Raw genomic sequence first — 15806 nt, 5'->3', positions numbered from 1 at the left:
TGTTCAGGCGATCGCAGCGATGGCGCTCGGCACGCAGACAATCGATCCCGTTTCGATGGTGGTGGGGCCGGGCAACGCGTTCGTTGCAGAGGCGAAACGTCAGCTGTTCGGCCGCATTGGGATCGACCTGCTCGCGGGGCCGTCCGAAACCCTGGTGATCGCCGACGACAGCGTCGATGCAGAAATGTGCGCGACAGATCTGCTCGGTCAGGCGGAACATGGCTTCAACACGCCAGCGATTCTTCTCACGAACTCGATGCAACTTGCGAAGGACACCATTGCAGAGGTCGAGCGCCTGCTCAAGATTTTGCCCACGGCAAACACGGCCGGCGCCTCCTGGCGTGACTACGGCGCAGTGATCGTCACGGACACGCTCGAGGAGATGGTTCAAGTCGCTGATGACATTGCATCCGAGCACGTTCAGGTGATGACGCGGGACCCGGACTACTTCCTGAAGAACATGAAGAACTACGGCGCGCTCTTCCTCGGTGCGCGTACCAACGTCGCATTTGGTGACAAGGTCATCGGCACAAATCACACGCTGCCGACAGGCAAAGCAGCGCGTTATACAGGCGGGCTGTGGGTCGGCAAGTTCATCAAGACCTGCACGTATCAGAAGGTGTTGACGGATGAAGCCAGCGCATTGATCGGATCATATTGCTCGCGCCTGTGCGCCATCGAAGGGATGATCGCGCACGGCGAGCAGGCAAACATTCGCGTGCGTCGCTTCGGGAACCGCGAGGTTCCTTACGGTACAGCCGTTCCCGCCTGATCGCTGAAAAGGGGACCCGTCATGTCACGGACCAGGCCACGCCATCGACGCGACTTTCGCTGGTTTTGTGAGGTCAACACCCAGTGGAAAGATGTCGACATCTACGGGCACGTGAACAACGCTGTTCACTACACGTGGTTCGATACTGCGGTCAATGGATGGCTTGTCGGACGTGGCCTGCTGGATCCCGTACGTGGTGAAGCGGTCGGCCTGGTCGTGCATACGAGTTGCGAATACTTCGACGAGGTCGTCTTTCCGGACCTCGTCACCTGTGGGCTGTGTGCGAGCAGAATGGGTACCACCAGCGTGACCTATGAGATCAGTCTCTTCAGGAACGACGCTAACCAGTCGTTCGCGCACGGCACATTCGTTCATGCGTATGTCGACCGCGTTACGCGCCGGCCAGTCCCGCTGTCTGGCGACTTTCGCAACGCAGTCGAGCAGATTCTCAGCTAACGAGGAGGCGTTAAATCATGGCTACCTACCGATCGCTCCCGACTTGCTGCAGCGTTTCGAGTGCTTCCAGAAGCGCGGCCTTGGCAGGGCCCTTGAGGTACTTCTTGAGCTCTTTCTCGACCTGCGTCTGTGCAGCACGCCAGTATGGCTCGGCTTCTTTCAGCATACGGGTACCTGCGGGGCTGAGCGTTGCCAGCTTGTAACGTGCGTCGTCGTCGCTGGACACGTCAACCCATCCAGCGTCGATCAATAACCTGATGTTGCGCGAGATCGTCGTCTTGTCGAGCGCCAGTTCGCTGGCAATTTCGTTGTAAGTCGCGGAACCCAGCCTGTCGAGGCCACGCAATAGTGTGAGCTGCGTGATCTTCAGGCCGACCGGGCGCAAGGCGTCGTCGTAGATGCTTGTCAGCGCATTGGCCGAGCGCCGGAACTGCGTGCAATAGCATTCAGTGAACATCGTTGTTCCTCGGAAGATCGAAACATGTATATACGACGATCGTAACACTACCGTTGTGGTGCGTGGAACCACTCGAAATCATCGTTGCATAGGACCGTTCACAAGCAGTATTCGTACAGGTTCGCACCAGGTTGAAGGCTTGATTATCTTTACTATACTGATGCATATACATCAGTTAAGGATTGAGATCTTTTGGAATTCGGCTTTTCCGGGATTTGCATACTTATTAATAAATTGTCCGAATAGCCCTGTGATTCATTTTTAGAAAGGAGTTCTTTGAAATGCCTATCATCGTTTGCAACACGCGCGCTGGTCTGGACGTCGACATCAAAAGGAAGATCGCCAAGGCGATCACCATCGCCGTCAACGAGACCATCAAGTCTCCACTGGAAATCATCAGCGTGATCTTCAACGATCTCGCTTCTGAGAGCAGCTATGTCGGCGGAGAGCCTGGTGGTGACACGCTGATCATGTGCAACATTCGTGCAGGCCGATCCGACGAGGCAAAGCTGGCACTGGTCAAGAAGGTGAGTGCGATTTTCAGCGATTACGCGGGCATTTCCGAAGAGCGCATCGAGACAGGGCTGCTTGAATATGTTCCCAAATACATTATCCGCGGTGGCAAGCAGTTGCCCGATCCACCTTACGCGTGATCGACGGCATTGTCGCCCGGAGCTGTAGATCAGGTCATAAATAGTTGCATACCTATGCATTAGGAGACGGGTTTTGGACACGAAGCGTTCGACCGCGGCAGGGCATTCGTCACCGAAAATGTTGACGATTGCGATCGCCAGTTTTATTGGAAGTGCCATCGAGTGGTTTGATTTCTTTCTGTACGGGATCACCTCGGCACTCGTTTTTGGAAAGCTGTATTTCCCTGGCGGGGATCCGTTGACGGGAACGCTTCTCGCATTCGGTACATTTGCCGTCGGATTTATCGCGCGGCCATTTGGCGGTATCGTTGCCGGGCATCTCGGCGACCGCGTCGGGCGCAAGTTCGTACTGGTTTCGACGCTACTGGCGATGGGGCTGTCGACCACGCTGATCGGTCTGGTCCCGTCGTACGCCCACATCGGACTGGCTGCGCCCATTCTGCTAATCCTGCTGCGAATCGTTCAAGGGTTGGCTGTGGGTGGTGAGTGGGGCGGGGCAGCATTGATCGCAGTCGAGCACGCGAAACCGAACCGGCGAGGTCTCTACGGCAGTTTTCCGCAGATGGGCCTGCCAGCGGGGCTATGTATGGCCGTAGGCGGGATGGAACTTGCGAGCAGGCTGCCGGAAGCAGAGTTCCTGGCGTGGGGTTGGCGCATTCCGTTCCTGTTTAGCGCCGTACTTGTCGCTGTTGGACTGGTGATCCGGCTCCGTATCGAAGAGCCGCCCGCATTCAAGAAAGTTCTCGACACCGATGCTACGGTCAAGCTGCCAATCGTAGAAGCAGTTCGGCGGTTCCCCAGGGCAATCATGTTATCGGCTGGGCTGCGCTTCGCCGACAACATCCTGTACTACGTATTCACGACTTTCGGCCTGACCTACATGACAAGCCATCTTGGCGTGCCACGAAAGACGGTCCTTGTCGCTATCCTGATCGCAGCTGCGCTGGAACTGTTGACCAAGCCATTCTTCGGCGCCTTGTCCGACAAGGTCGGACGCAAGCAAGTGGTCGTGTTTGGTGCGCTGGTTGCAGTAGTGGCGCCTTTTCCTTTCTTCCAGCTCGTAGGGACGGGAAATCCGACGCTCATTCTGCTCGCCGAAATCATGGTGTTGAGCATCGCGCACGCGGCAGTGTTCTCGCCGTTGGCAGCATGGTTCGCGGAGATGTTTAGCCCAGAGGTGCGCTACAGCGGCGTGACGATAGGCTTCCAGTTGGGTGCATTGGTCGCCGGGGCCCCGACGCCGCTGATCGCCACCGCATTGCTTGCCAAGTATGCTGATTACACGCCGATAGCTATCTTCGCGATGATTGCAGCTGGCATCACGCTTGTGTGTGCACTCTTCGCGCGCGTCGCGAATGATCCGAAAGCGCCGCCAGCCCATACGTTCGTTCCGGCGACGAGCGGGAACGACGGTTGAGCACCGGTCATAAGAATTCACGTCACCGCGTCGGGGCAGGCACATCTGCCTCGATGGACCGTCTATTTGCCTGACGACATTTTCGCCCCTCCAATTAAGCAATCGAACCTGAACCATAGAGAGAAGTATGTCAAACGGACTTTTTAGGCTTGACGGAAAGACGGCGGTCGTGACTGGCGCGAGTCGTGGCCTCGGAGCAGAAATCGCTGCCTTGCTTGCAGAATCTGGTGCGCATGTTTATCTGCTCAGTAGAGGGGCAAAGGAACTCGAAGAAGTGGCGGATCGTATTCGTCAGAAGGGCGGTAGGTGCACGCCACTCATATGCGATCTATTGAATGACGCTCAGCTGGAACGGGTGTTCGCTAACCTTCCCGCACTGGATATTCTTGTTAATAATGCAGGCACTAATATTCCCTCGCGCCTTGCGGATGTCCAGACTCCGGATCTTGATTTCGTTCTCAGCCTGAATGTCAGGGCGACGTACCTGGCAACTCGAGCAGCCGTACGTAAGATGCTTGAATCTGATGATACGAGTGACCGGTCGATCATCAATATCTCTTCCCAGATGGGCCATGTCGGTGCGCCCAATCGATCTGTGTACTGTATGACGAAGCACGCAATGGAAGGGCTGACGAAGGCTGCAGCGATCGAGCTTGCACCGAGAATACGCGTGAACTCCGTGGCTCCGACTTTCGCTGATACACCCATGACCCAGCCATTTTTCGAGAATGAACAGTTCAAGCGCTGGGTCTTTGATCGAATCCCAATGGGTCGTTTGCTTCAGAGTGATCAGGTCGCGGCAGCAGTGCTGTATCTGGCATCTCCTGCGGCGGCCATGATCACGGGCACGAGTCTTCGTATTGACGGTGGCTGGACGGCACAGTAAAGGCCGTTTTCGATTCTTCATAACTCGCGACTTTGTTGTCGGTGAATGCCACGCCAGCCTCTGGATGGCATGAATCATTGCGTATACGTCATTGTGCGGGTCGGTTGACACGTCGAAAATTGCCTCATTACTCAGAGTGCACGACGAGGCTGACCGCGCGACATCCCTTCCTTTTTTGTGCCTTGCTTCGATGCCCCGGCGCTTTCTTTGCATTGGTAAAACCGTGCTGCAGGTGCCACGGATGTCCTGAAATGCGTGCCGATTCGACATGGATCGGATAGCTGGCGTCAGTTATCGTGGCAACCAATCGGTCTCGGTACTGCCATCGAATGATGATTAGATCGATTTGATTGTCTGCCCGCGCGTTGCGATGGCGGATGTTCCCCTACGACTGGAAAAGATGAGATGTCCAGAGGAAAAAATGTCCTGCCAGAAGCAGGGCCGACGTCGTCACGGTCGTCGGGTGGTCGGTTGAAGCGCATCATCGCAGCTGTGGTGGCTGTGGCTGTTGTTGGCATTTGCGCGTTTCTCGCGTTTGCCTGGCGACCGGCTATCAAGGAGATACCGACTCCGCAGGCGTCGAGCTTCTCGCCGATGCTTGTTCAGCAAGGCGCCCGCGTAGCGGCAGCGGGCTTCTGCGCCAGCTGTCATAGCATTGCCGGTGGTAAGCCGTTCGCGGGCGGATACGCGATGAAGACCGGCTTTGGCACCATCTATTCAACCAATATTTCGCCTGACCGCGAGACCGGCATCGGCACGTGGTCCGAAGAAGCATTCCTGCGCGCGATGCATGAAGGCGTGGCGCGCGATGGATCGCATCTCTTCCCCGCATTCCCGTACGACCACTTCACCAAGATGTCGGATGCAGACGTGCACGCGCTCTACGCGTACATCATGACGCGACCGCCGGTGCACGTTGAGAATCACCCCAACGAAATGCCGTTTCCATTCGGATTCCGACCGCTTCAGGCTGGATGGAAACTGTTGTTCTTTCATCCGGGACGCTTTGAACCGCAACCGGATAAAACGCAACTCTGGAATCGCGGCGCATATCTCGCGGAAAGTCTGAGCCACTGCTCTGCATGTCATACGCCCCGCGGGCCACTGGGTGCGGAACTGACGAACCGTCTATATCAGGGCGCAGCTGTCGATGGCTGGTATGCACCGCCGTTGACTGCGGCCAATCCATCGCCCGCACCGTGGACGTCGGCAGAGCTAATCGACTATCTGATGACCGGTATGAGCCGCTACCACGGTCCGGCGGCAGGTCCGATGTCGTCCGTGACACACGAGCTGGCCGCGCTGGATGCCGAGGATCAGAAGGCAATCGTGACGTATGTCGAGTCGCTTGGCGGAGGCGATGCAAGAGCTGCCGGCGCTCAGGGAGCGGTGACGTCGGCGCTTGCAGTCGATGCGCAGGATCGAACGCGTATCACGAGCGCGGGAGGCCGTCTGTTCGTAGCGGCATGTGCTTCGTGTCATTACAACAGGATGCCGGACGTCAATCCGAACCGGCCAGAGTTGGGCCTCAACAGCACTGTATTTCTTGACGATCCGTCGAATCTGATTCGCGTGATTCTTTACGGTGTCAGTGCGAAGGAAGGCGCGGGCGGCATTGTGATGCCGGGCTTTGCGCGGGGAATGAGCGACGAAGACGTCGCGACCATCGCCACGTACTTGCGAAACACGCGCACGAACAAAGCGCCGTGGCCAAACCTCGAGAAGCAGATCGCAACGATTCGTGCCGCAGGACCAGGAGAAATACGATGAGCCGCATACGTATCAATGGCAAGACCGTTACGGTCAACGCAGATGAGCAAACGCCTCTGCTTTGGGTGATCAGAGATGAGGTCGGCCTGAAAGGCACCAAATTCGGTTGCGGGATCGGCATGTGTGGTGCCTGCACGGTGCATGTCGGTGGTCGTCCCACGCGGTCCTGTGTGACGCATCTCGGCGCTGTCGAGGGCGCGGACATTACGACGATCGAAGGACTCGATCCGAAAGGCGAACATCCTGTTCAACGCGTCTGGCGAGATATTCAGGTCCCTCAGTGCGGTTACTGTCAGTCAGGTCAGATCATGCAAGCGGCTGCCATGCTCAAGGATTTTCCTGACCCCACCGACGCCGACATCGACGCAGTCATGACGGGCAATCTTTGCCGTTGCATGACGTACTCCCGCATTCGGGAGGCAATCAAACAGGCGGCACGCGCAATGGCGGAGAGTAAGGCATGAGTCGGGTACAGCGAGACATCGAAGGCGAGACCGTCAATCTTTCGAGGCGGTCCTTTCTCGTTGCAACAGTGGCAACAGGCGCGCTCTTTGGTTTTTCGAATGCTGCTTTCGCGTTGAACGCATTCGGTAGCGCGCCGCCAGACTCTGTCAAATCGCAAGGGCCGGTTTTTGAGCCCACCGTATGGTTTGGGATCGACCACAACGGGATCATATCGGTGAACGTGCCGAAGGCCGAAATGGGCCAACATATCGGCACGGCCATCGCACGCATACTTGCCGATGAACTCGAAGCCGACTGGAACATGGTCAGGATCGTGGGCGTGGATACCGATCCGAAATGGGGCTTCATGGTGACAGGCGGGAGTACGTCTGTATGGGCAACCTTTCCGGTCTTCAGCCGGGCGGGAGCGGCCGGACGCATTGCGCTGATCGAGCAGGGCGCAAAGCTGCTGGGGGTGCCTGTCACAGCATGTACCGCACGTGGCGGCGCGGTCCACGCAGGAGCGCGTTCTATCGACTACGGCGAGATCGTCAGTCGCGGGAATCTGGGGCGGCGCTTCTCGGCCGATGAGATGAAAGCACTGCCGATCAAGCCGGTGGCCAGCCGCACGCTGATCGGGAAACAGACACGGGCACTCGACGTACCGCACAAGACAACCGGTACAGCCGTCTATGGCATTGACGTGGACATTCCGGGTATGGTCTATGCGCGTCCCAAGTTGCCGCCAACCCGCTATGGATCGAAGGTTGTTTCAATCGACGATAGCGCTGCACGAAGCGTCAAGGGCTATATTCGAAGCATTGCGCTCGACGACGCTTCCAATACGGTTCCTGGTTGGGTAATGGTTCTGGCCGACTCGTATTACGCGGCGCTACGCGCTACCGACCTCATCAAGGTCACGTGGAAGAGTGGCGATACATCCGCCGTATCCGAGAAGACGCTATTCGATCACGCGTCCGCGCTGATTGCCGACACCAGTCAGGGGGCGTTGCTCGATACGGGCGGGGGCGATGTAGATAGCGGGCTCAAAAACGCCAAACAGACACTCCAGGGGGTCTATACGACCACAGGTGTTCTACATTTTCAGCTCGAACCGGTCAACGCGGTCGCATTTGAAAAAGACGGCGTGTTTGAGATTCACACCGGCAATCAGGCGCAGGGATTTATTCTTCCCGTCCTTGCAAAGGCGCTTGGTGTCCCGGTCGAGCGCATCGTCATGCGAACCTATCTTATCGGTGGAGGCTTTGGCCGCCGGTTGAACGGTGACTACACCGTTCCTGCTGCGCTCGCCACCCAGAAGATTGGCCGCCCAGTCAAGATGGTGCTCACCCGCGAAGACGACACACTGCTCGATTCGCTCCGTTCCCCTACGCTGCAGCGGTTACGTCTGGGATGGGATGGCAGTGGCAAGACGACCGCGATGGAACATGTGGCGGTCGCCGGCTGGCCTAGTCTTACGGTATTTCCGGGGAATCTCAAGAAGGGTACCAATGGCGCGCCCTATGATCCGTTCTCGATTTCGGGAGCGGATCACTGGTACGAGGTGGGTGCATTACGCGTTCGAGCAATCAACAACGATCTGGCGCAGAAGAGTTTTCGCCCGGGGTGGTTGCGTGCTGTGGCCCCTGGCTGGACGAACTGGGCGCTTGAGTCGTTCATGGACGAGGTGGCCCACGTCCAGAAGATCGACCCAGTCGATTTCCGTCTGAAACATCTCACCGCCACTGGCCGGAATGTTGGCGCGGCGCCGAATTCAGTTGGCGGCGCGCTACGACAGGCCAACGTGATTCGCCGTATCGCTGCGCGCGCCGGATGGGGACGGACACTGCCGCCCGATACCGGGCTTGGTATCGCCAGTTCCTTTGGACAGGAACGTGACATGCCGACGTGGTGCGCGTGCGTGGCTCAGGTCAAGGTCGACCGGCAGACGGGACTAGTTACGGTTCAGAAACTCTGGATGGAAATTGACGCGGGTTCCATCATTGATCCCGACGGCGCAATGGCGCAGGCACAAGGTGGAACCTTGTGGGGATTGAGCATGGCACTCTACGAAGGAACCGAGTTCGAGAACGGAAACGTGAAGGACAAAAATCTCGATACGTATACGCCGTTGCGAATGGCAGATGTTCCTGAGATGGATATTGCCTTCGCGGAAAGCGCCGAAGTGCCAGTGGGACTGGGCGAGCCGCCAACAACCGTCGTCGCGCCCGCAATAGGCAACGCGATTTTTGCTGCCGTTGGCGTACGGATGCGTCATTTGCCAATTCGAGCTACGGCCGTCAAGATGGCTTTGGATCAAGCGTCAGAGAAAAAAGCTGGCTAAGGTTCGAATGCTCAAGGGTTGATGGAACTGCTTGCGTCAAAACAGAGAGGAAGCTTGAGGCTCGATTAACTGAGGTACGCTGGGAACAATGTGTGGTTGCCAGCGATGTGGTGATCGAAGAAATCAAAAGCGGCGTTGAACGCTTCATAAAGTACCACTCCGATAGAAAGATCAGGAGCGGGAGGAGCAAAAAGTCCGTCGCGTTTCAGACGCCGTTTCACACGTATCAGCTCACGTCTTCTTCGATATGCCGCCCAGCACCAAATTAGCTTCGCTTGCGTTTTCAGCGAACGGAATGCAACGTCGCCAACAGGCACCCGCGAGAAAGGGGATGCTTCCGGACAGCAAGAGTCAGGGCTTATCGCTCGTCGACGAAGTCTGCATGATACTTTTTGATGGATGGTGTGAACGACGCAACGTCACCGCATTAGCGTACCTTATGCATGCGTGGCCATTGGTTGACGACGACGTGCTTCTGGTCAGGCGGATGCTGCAGTCACTGCGCGAGCTCGAAAAATATCACCCGGACGCACTACTGGAAAATGAGCTCGTTCTGGTAGGCCTGCTTTGGAGCAGTCTGGCTGCCTGGGAATGAGCCCATGATTCAATGGGAAGACAACTTCTAGTGTGATGCAGAGCAGGGCGGCCCGTATATGCCGGGGATGCTAGCGGAAGTCCTATTCGGCCGCGGATTGCAGACTCGCAAGTCGCTCTTCGATCAGTTTGCTATCGTCGATTTCAGTGCCGATTAGAAACGTACACGTTCCCCCCGTCATCTTTACGCGTTGCATGACTGTTGGCAATGCGTCTGAGAGCAACGCTTTCAGGTCCGAGGGCGTTAAGGTGAGTTTGTCGGAGGCATCCAGCATCCTCCACAAAACGAAATAAGGCTGATGGTGTTGTCGCCGAAATTCAGCCGTTTCGGTGCGAACATGCGCATCGAACTCCGATTGCTGGTCAATTCGTTCGATGAGATGCTCTGCCGCGTCAGACCGGTCCAGTATGATCGCATATGACCGCATCATCGAAGACATTGTTGACGCAATGAGCGTTTCTGGATTGATAGCAGTACGCTCATTAACAGACACATTCGGTTGCGCTTTCCCGGCCTCAGCCACGGCGAAATCATCTCCTGGTTTCCTGATAAGTTCTGCCAGATGATCGATTGACGCCTCATATCCGTCAGGATCATGATTCTTGCGCCAGGTCCGATGTTCATCGAACTTCTCATACTCTTCGGTGCTCAGTTGCCGCCATCCCAGAGCGGGAACAATCGTGTCTTGATTCCGCCCGTCCGGTGAAATCGAGCGGACTAGCAATGAGCCATCGGATCGTGGATAGCCCTGTATCAAGGCCTGTTCCAATTCCCACTCAGTGGGTGGGTGTTCAAGTCTTGCATATTCCCGCATGACGATAAGTACGCACTCGTTGACTCTGCGAAACGAATCCATATCGAGAAACTGAACACGTTCCATATCAAACGCATGAACGGGCTTATCGTCTTCTCGCTCTTCCAGAGAGTCATGCTGATTCGTTTCGTTCATGTGGTTTCCTGGATGAATTCGCCGCGTCTAGAAGCGTAAGAAAATCGCTATTTCTCCAGTCTGAGGCCTACTCGATTGGGCAGCAACGTCAAAGTTGCCACCTTTTATGCCGTCGGTTGTTATCTATGCATCAACTGAGTGTCATCGTTTGCGCAATGCCTGATCTGACACAGAGGCTTCGCTTCTCATTGCCTATGCAGATGTATCTGCAACGTCATGAGCTTTGACCATCGCTTGAACTGATGCTCAGAGCGGGGCGGACATAACGCTGCGGACTGTGTTGTCAGAGAATGAAGCGAGATCATTGGCGCAGGCGAAAGCGGAAATGCTTCCATAAAGTGTCTTCGAAACGCACAGAGCACCGTGTCCGATTTCGTTGCATCTACGTCATTGAGGATAGTGCTCCCGCTCCTTACCATTGTTGTCACCCCGCTGCGGTGCGTTGTGCGAGCAGGAGCTTACGTGTGCAACGGAAACTTGAGTCAAATGTCGGCTCTCGTTGGTTTGGGGTTTTTGGTTGGTGCTGGATGCGCGAAATCCGGTTTTCTACGGCAATACCGTCATCCAGTTTTTACGGGCACTAGCGTCGCCAATGACCTACGGCCGCGTCGCTATCTGGAGAGTTTGATCGTATGGATATCGGAGTTCCTGCGGAGACAAGGCCACATGAAAGCCGGGTCGCCGCGACACCGGAGACAGTGAAAAAGTATGTCTCCCAGGGTCATCGTGTTCTTGTTCAGCATGACGCGGGATTAGCCGCAAGCTTCACGAACGAGAGTTTTTCAACTGCCGGTGCTCAGATCGTCGATGCAGCTACTGCTTTTGCTGCTGACGTCGTATTGAAAGTGCAGAGCCCGACTGACACCGAAGTGCCTTTGCTCAAGCGAGGCGCCGTTCTGGTGGGCATGCTTGACCCCTTCAATCGGGACAATGCGACCGCACTCGCAGCCGCCGGTGTCACCGCATTTGCTCTTGAGGCCGCACCGCGCACAACGCGCGCGCAGAGCCTGGATGTGCTGTCGTCGCAGGCCAATATTGCAGGGTATAAGGCTGTGCTGTTAGCCGCGATGCTGTATCCGCGATTCTTGCCGATGTTGATGACGGCCGCTGGAACCGTGAAGGCAGCTCGGGTTCTTATCCTGGGTGCAGGAGTCGCCGGTTTGCAGGCCATCGCAACAGCAAAGCGCCTTGGCGCTGTGATCGAGGCATCGGACGTACGTCCCGCTGTCAAGGAGCAGATCGAGTCGCTTGGCGCCAAATTCCTCGACGTGCCGTACGAAACGGACGAAGAGCGAGACGCGGCGGCGGGTGTCGGCGGCTACGCGCGACCGATGCCGCCGTCGTGGCTTGCGCGCCAATCAGCGTTGGTTCACGAACGTGCGAAGCAGGCCGATGTAGTGATCTCCACTGCTCTCATTCCGGGCAGAGCCGCGCCCACGCTTATTTCGGTCGACACGGTCCGGGCGATGAAACCGGGTTCGGTGCTGATAGACCTGGCCGCCGGCCGAGGAGATGAGTTCGAAGGCCGGCGTGGCGGCAACTGCCCGCTGACGGAACCCGACACGGTCATTACCCGGCATGGCGTCCAGATAGCAGGCTACACCAATCTGGCGTCGATGGTGCCCGCTGACGCATCTTCGTTATACGCACGGAACGTCCTCGACTTTCTGAAGTTGGTCATCACGAAAGAGGGCACGTTGAACATCGATCTCGCAGACGACATTGTCGCGGCCACTCTGCTGGCGCGCGACGTTGAAGTTGTGCGCAAAGTCTAAAGGAGAGCGGACATGGAAGTCGTCAACCATACCGTCATTAATCTCACCACGTTCATTCTGGCCGTCTATGTCGGCTATCACGTGGTCTGGAATGTCACGCCAGCACTGCACACACCACTGATGGCCGTGACCAATGCCATTTCAGCTATCGTGATTGTTGGCGCGATGCTGGCAGCGGGTCTTACGGTCGGCCACGCTTCGAAGTTCTTTGGCACTGCGGCGGTAGTGCTTGCCGCAGTGAATGTCTTCGGCGGGTTCCTCGTTACGAGGCGAATGCTGGAGATGTTCCGCAAGAAGGACTCGAAGAAGGCAGTGGGCAAGGAGAATGGAAAATGAACCTGAATGTTGTCACCTTGCTGTACCTGGTTGCATCGGTCTGCTTTATTCAGGCGCTCAAAGGACTGTCTAACCCCAAGACTGCGCGTGTCGGTAACACCTTCGGCATGACGGGGATGGCCATTGCGATTCTCACGACCATCGCGCTGATATTCAGGCAGGCCAACGGCCTCGGTGTGAACCTAGAACTGGGTCTTGGCCTTCTGCTGGCGGCGCTGGTAGTCGGCGGCACCATCGGCGCCTTCGTCGCAGCGCGGGTCGAGATGACGAAGATGCCCGAGCTTGTAGCGGCTATGCACTCTCTGATTGGCCTGGCTGCCGTGTGTATTGCCTATGCGGTGGTCTCGGAGCCGACGGCATTCGGGTTGATTGACCCCGACAACGTGACGCCAGGCTTTCTGCCGTACGGCAATCGGGTCGAACTGTTCATTGGCACCTTCGTCGGCGCAATTACGTTCAGCGGTTCAGTCATTGCGTTCGGCAAGCTCTCAGGAAAATACAAGTTCCGCCTGTTTCAGGGGGCACCCGTTGTCTATGCAGGCCAGCATCTGATCACCCTGCTGCGCGCGATGGCAATGATCGGCTTTGGCGTGGCGGTCTTTATCACGCAGTCGTGGGTGCCGTTCATCATCATGACGCTCATTGCTTTTGCACTCGGTGTGTTGATCATCATCCCGAGCGGCGGCGCCGACATGCCTGTCGTCGTGTCGATGCTGAACTCGTATTCTGGCTGGGCGGCGGCAGGTATCGGCATCTCGCTGAACAATCCGATGCTGATCATCGCCGGTTCTCTGGTTGGATCGTCGGGGGCGATTCTGTCGTACATCATGTGCCGCGCGATGAACCGGTCGTTCTTCAACGTGATTCTGGGTGGATGCGGTGGCGAAGCCGCTGGGGCGAGTTCGGGCGGCTCGGTGGAACAGAAACCGGTGAAGTCGGGATCGGCGGACGATGCCTCGTTCATGCTCGGCAATGCTGAAACCGTGGTGATCGTGCCGGGCTATGGTCTGGCCGTCGCGCGGGCCCAGCACGCGCTGAAGGAACTGACCGACAAGCTCGTCGAGAAGGGAATCGACGTGAAGTACGCGATTCACCCGGTCGCGGGACGGATGCCGGGTCACATGAACGTGCTGCTGGCAGAAGCCGAAGTGCCGTATGAGATCGTCCATGAAATGGAGGACATCAACGGCGAATTCGGCCAGGTCGATGTGGTGCTCGTGCTCGGCGCGAACGACGTGGTGAATCCCGCAGCAAAGACCGATCCGAAGTCGCCGATCGCAGGTATGCCGATCATCGAGGCTTACAAGGCTCGCACGGTGATCGTCAACAAGCGATCAATGGCGGCGGGTTACGCGGGCCTCGACAACGACCTGTTCTACATGGACAAGACGATGATGGTGTTCGGTGACGCGAAGAAAGTGATCGAAGACATGGTCAAGGCTGTTGAGTAAGGTATGACGCCGCCGCTCTGCGCGCTGTCAGCGTTGCAGAGTGGCGGTTCGTGCATCGATGTGTGCATTCGTCGCGGTCGCGAGGATGCAAAGTTACGCAAAAGCCGGCGATATTCTCAATGTCTACAGAGCTGGACTTTCGCGCGTGATATCGGCTCTTGAAACCAACACCAGTTTGCTGCTCCTGAACCGGACGACGCGTCGTGTTGCACTTGCCGAAACGGCAAGGGATTACTTCGAGTGCTGCTCGCGAAATAATCGACGAGTTAGAGCAGGCTGAGAGACGACTTATCGCTGACAAGACCTCAGAGTGTGGATACGTGCGAGTCGAGGAACACCCACTTGCCGTGGCGGCGATCATCTCAACATTGCTTGACGCATTCAGTGCAACCGCACCTTGCATAAAATTCCATCGGACAGTGCAGGATGGCTCGCTGAATCTGATCGAGTGGTCAATTCGACGGTTGTCAACCGTCCTCTTTTTCAAACCGATTTCGTATTATTGGGCAGCCTACAATACCTTGGAAAAAGCGCGTCCTTGAAGTCGATCTGTGATCTACAGCGGCACCGAATAATCGATGGGCGCAAAGAATCTTCAAGGAAAAGTCGGGAAATTACTTCCGAAACGGGCGCGTGCCCAACTCTGTCTTTGGAGACTGTCAATATGGCGGTGCCAAGTGCCATCGCAAGAGAGCTTTCGATGGCCGGCGCAGGGGTTGCTCTCTTGCCTGAGGTAGCGGTTCGCCGGGACATCGCTCGAGGCGACCTGACGAAGGTGGTATTCAGTGGAGACCCATCCTTGGGAGCAATTGACCTTGGCGGACAGTACCAACAGGCGAGTTCGACTCCGCAGAGGACAAGAACTTCTATCGATGCATGTTCAGGTTATTTTCGATCGATCGACGCAGATCAGAAGATACCGGCTTTATCAGCATCGCTGTAGCTAGTAGACCAGTCTATTCGTTAGGAGCGTAGCCGGATTGTTTGTTGTTATCGCTTTGATCGAAGGGATCGAGTTTCGCAACAACTTTCTCGTCCTCAATTCTGAAGAGCAAAGCTGTGGAATTGAACAGGTCGATCAGGCGATAAGCCGGATGGACGAAGTGATGCAGTAGACCGCGGCGCTTGTTGAACAACTTGCGGTGCAGCAAAAGCGTGCGTTTGCCGTCTTCAAGACCTTGCGCGCACGATGTCGAGTGGCAGCGCTTGATCTGGCCAGCACTTGGGAGACGTCAAACTTTGCGCGCGAAGGCGAATGGGGCGAAACGAGCTTGAATTATCGAATCGATCGCCTGATTTGCGCCGCCGCCAGTACTTTTCGTGAGACGGCGGCGCATCGTCAAGCTTACTTGCTCGCAGTCAGACCATAACGAGCCGCAGGCGCAGCGTTGCCGAACTTCTGCGAGATCGCACGGCGTCCAGCTTCCCACTGGTTCCAGTCTTCCGCATCATGCAGACCCGGAATCGTCACGATTTCGCCAGCGTCGAGGCCTGCCAGCGC

General features: G+C 56.7%; 14 protein-coding genes. 12 read left to right on the top strand and 2 right to left on the bottom strand.

The window, feature by feature from the left end; translation table 11 throughout:
• A partial coding sequence (gene hisD / locus DK391_RS10265) for a histidinol dehydrogenase (protein WP_109477910.1) occupies positions 1-772 on the top strand: 772 nt, incomplete at its 5' end.
• 21 nt (positions 773-793) lie between these two features.
• Positions 794-1228 (top strand): thioesterase family protein, encoded by a 435-nt coding sequence (locus DK391_RS10260; protein ID WP_109477895.1) that lies wholly within the window; start codon positions 794-796, stop codon positions 1226-1228.
• Positions 1229-1253: 25 nt separating this feature from the next.
• On the opposite strand, the gene DK391_RS10255 is transcribed toward DK391_RS10260, so the two are convergent.
• On the bottom strand, positions 1254-1685 hold the full coding sequence (locus DK391_RS10255) for a MarR family winged helix-turn-helix transcriptional regulator (RefSeq protein ID WP_109477894.1): 432 nt from the start codon (positions 1683-1685) through the stop codon (positions 1254-1256).
• Positions 1686-1966: 281 nt separating this feature from the next.
• Between DK391_RS10255 and DK391_RS10250 the strand changes: the two genes are divergently transcribed.
• From DK391_RS10250 to DK391_RS10220, 7 genes are all read left to right on the top strand, one after another.
• Entirely contained in the window at positions 1967-2338 is a 372-nt protein-coding gene (locus tag DK391_RS10250; RefSeq protein ID WP_109477893.1) for a tautomerase family protein, read from the top strand.
• Between the two features lie 73 nt (positions 2339-2411).
• A complete protein-coding gene (locus tag DK391_RS10245) occupies positions 2412-3755 on the top strand; it encodes an MFS transporter (RefSeq protein ID WP_239482783.1) in 1344 nt (447 codons plus the stop codon).
• 127 nt (positions 3756-3882) lie between these two features.
• Complete coding sequence (locus DK391_RS10240) at positions 3883-4641, top strand: SDR family oxidoreductase (RefSeq protein ID WP_109477892.1); 759 nt, start codon at positions 3883-3885, stop codon at positions 4639-4641.
• A gap of 405 nt (positions 4642-5046) precedes the next feature.
• Positions 5047-6411, top strand: a complete 1365-nt coding sequence (locus DK391_RS10235; protein WP_109477891.1) for a cytochrome c — start codon at positions 5047-5049, stop codon at positions 6409-6411.
• Positions 6408-6875 (top strand): (2Fe-2S)-binding protein, encoded by a 468-nt coding sequence (locus DK391_RS10230; protein ID WP_109477890.1) that lies wholly within the window; start codon positions 6408-6410, stop codon positions 6873-6875. The genes DK391_RS10235 and DK391_RS10230 overlap by 4 nt, the downstream gene beginning before the upstream one ends.
• On the top strand, positions 6872-9199 hold the full coding sequence (locus DK391_RS10225; RefSeq protein ID WP_109477889.1) for a molybdopterin cofactor-binding domain-containing protein: 2328 nt from the start codon (positions 6872-6874) through the stop codon (positions 9197-9199). Before DK391_RS10230 ends, DK391_RS10225 begins: the two co-directional genes overlap by 4 nt.
• A 331-nt stretch (positions 9200-9530) precedes the next feature.
• Positions 9531-9794 (top strand): hypothetical protein, encoded by a 264-nt coding sequence (locus DK391_RS10220; RefSeq protein ID WP_109477888.1) that lies wholly within the window; start codon positions 9531-9533, stop codon positions 9792-9794.
• A gap of 82 nt (positions 9795-9876) precedes the next feature.
• On the opposite strand, the gene DK391_RS10215 is transcribed toward DK391_RS10220, so the two are convergent.
• Entirely contained in the window at positions 9877-10743 is an 867-nt protein-coding gene (locus DK391_RS10215) for a hypothetical protein (RefSeq protein ID WP_109477887.1), read from the bottom strand.
• A 632-nt stretch (positions 10744-11375) separates the two neighbouring features.
• On the opposite strand from DK391_RS10215, the gene DK391_RS10210 reads away from it, so the two are divergent.
• The 3 genes from DK391_RS10210 to DK391_RS10200 are packed head-to-tail and all read left to right on the top strand — an operon-like array spanning position 11376 to position 14305.
• Entirely contained in the window at positions 11376-12518 is a 1143-nt protein-coding gene (locus DK391_RS10210) for a Re/Si-specific NAD(P)(+) transhydrogenase subunit alpha (protein WP_109477886.1), read from the top strand.
• Positions 12519-12530: 12 nt separating this feature from the next.
• The gene (locus DK391_RS10205) at positions 12531-12854 is read left to right on the top strand and encodes an NAD(P) transhydrogenase subunit alpha (RefSeq protein ID WP_109477885.1); all 324 of its coding nucleotides are present in this window, start codon (positions 12531-12533) and stop codon (positions 12852-12854) included.
• Positions 12851-14305: an NAD(P)(+) transhydrogenase (Re/Si-specific) subunit beta gene (locus tag DK391_RS10200; RefSeq protein ID WP_109477884.1), complete on the top strand. Its 1455-nt coding sequence runs from the start codon at positions 12851-12853 to the stop codon at positions 14303-14305. The genes DK391_RS10205 and DK391_RS10200 overlap by 4 nt, the downstream gene beginning before the upstream one ends.
• The last annotated feature ends 1501 nt before the right edge of the window (positions 14306-15806 follow it).

It is taken from the genome of Paraburkholderia sp. C35 (genome assembly GCF_003121405.1).
GTDB lineage: Bacteria > Pseudomonadota > Gammaproteobacteria > Burkholderiales > Burkholderiaceae > Paraburkholderia.
Note: the sequence above shows the minus strand (reverse complement) of the source record. Positions and strands in the feature narration are given on the sequence as shown.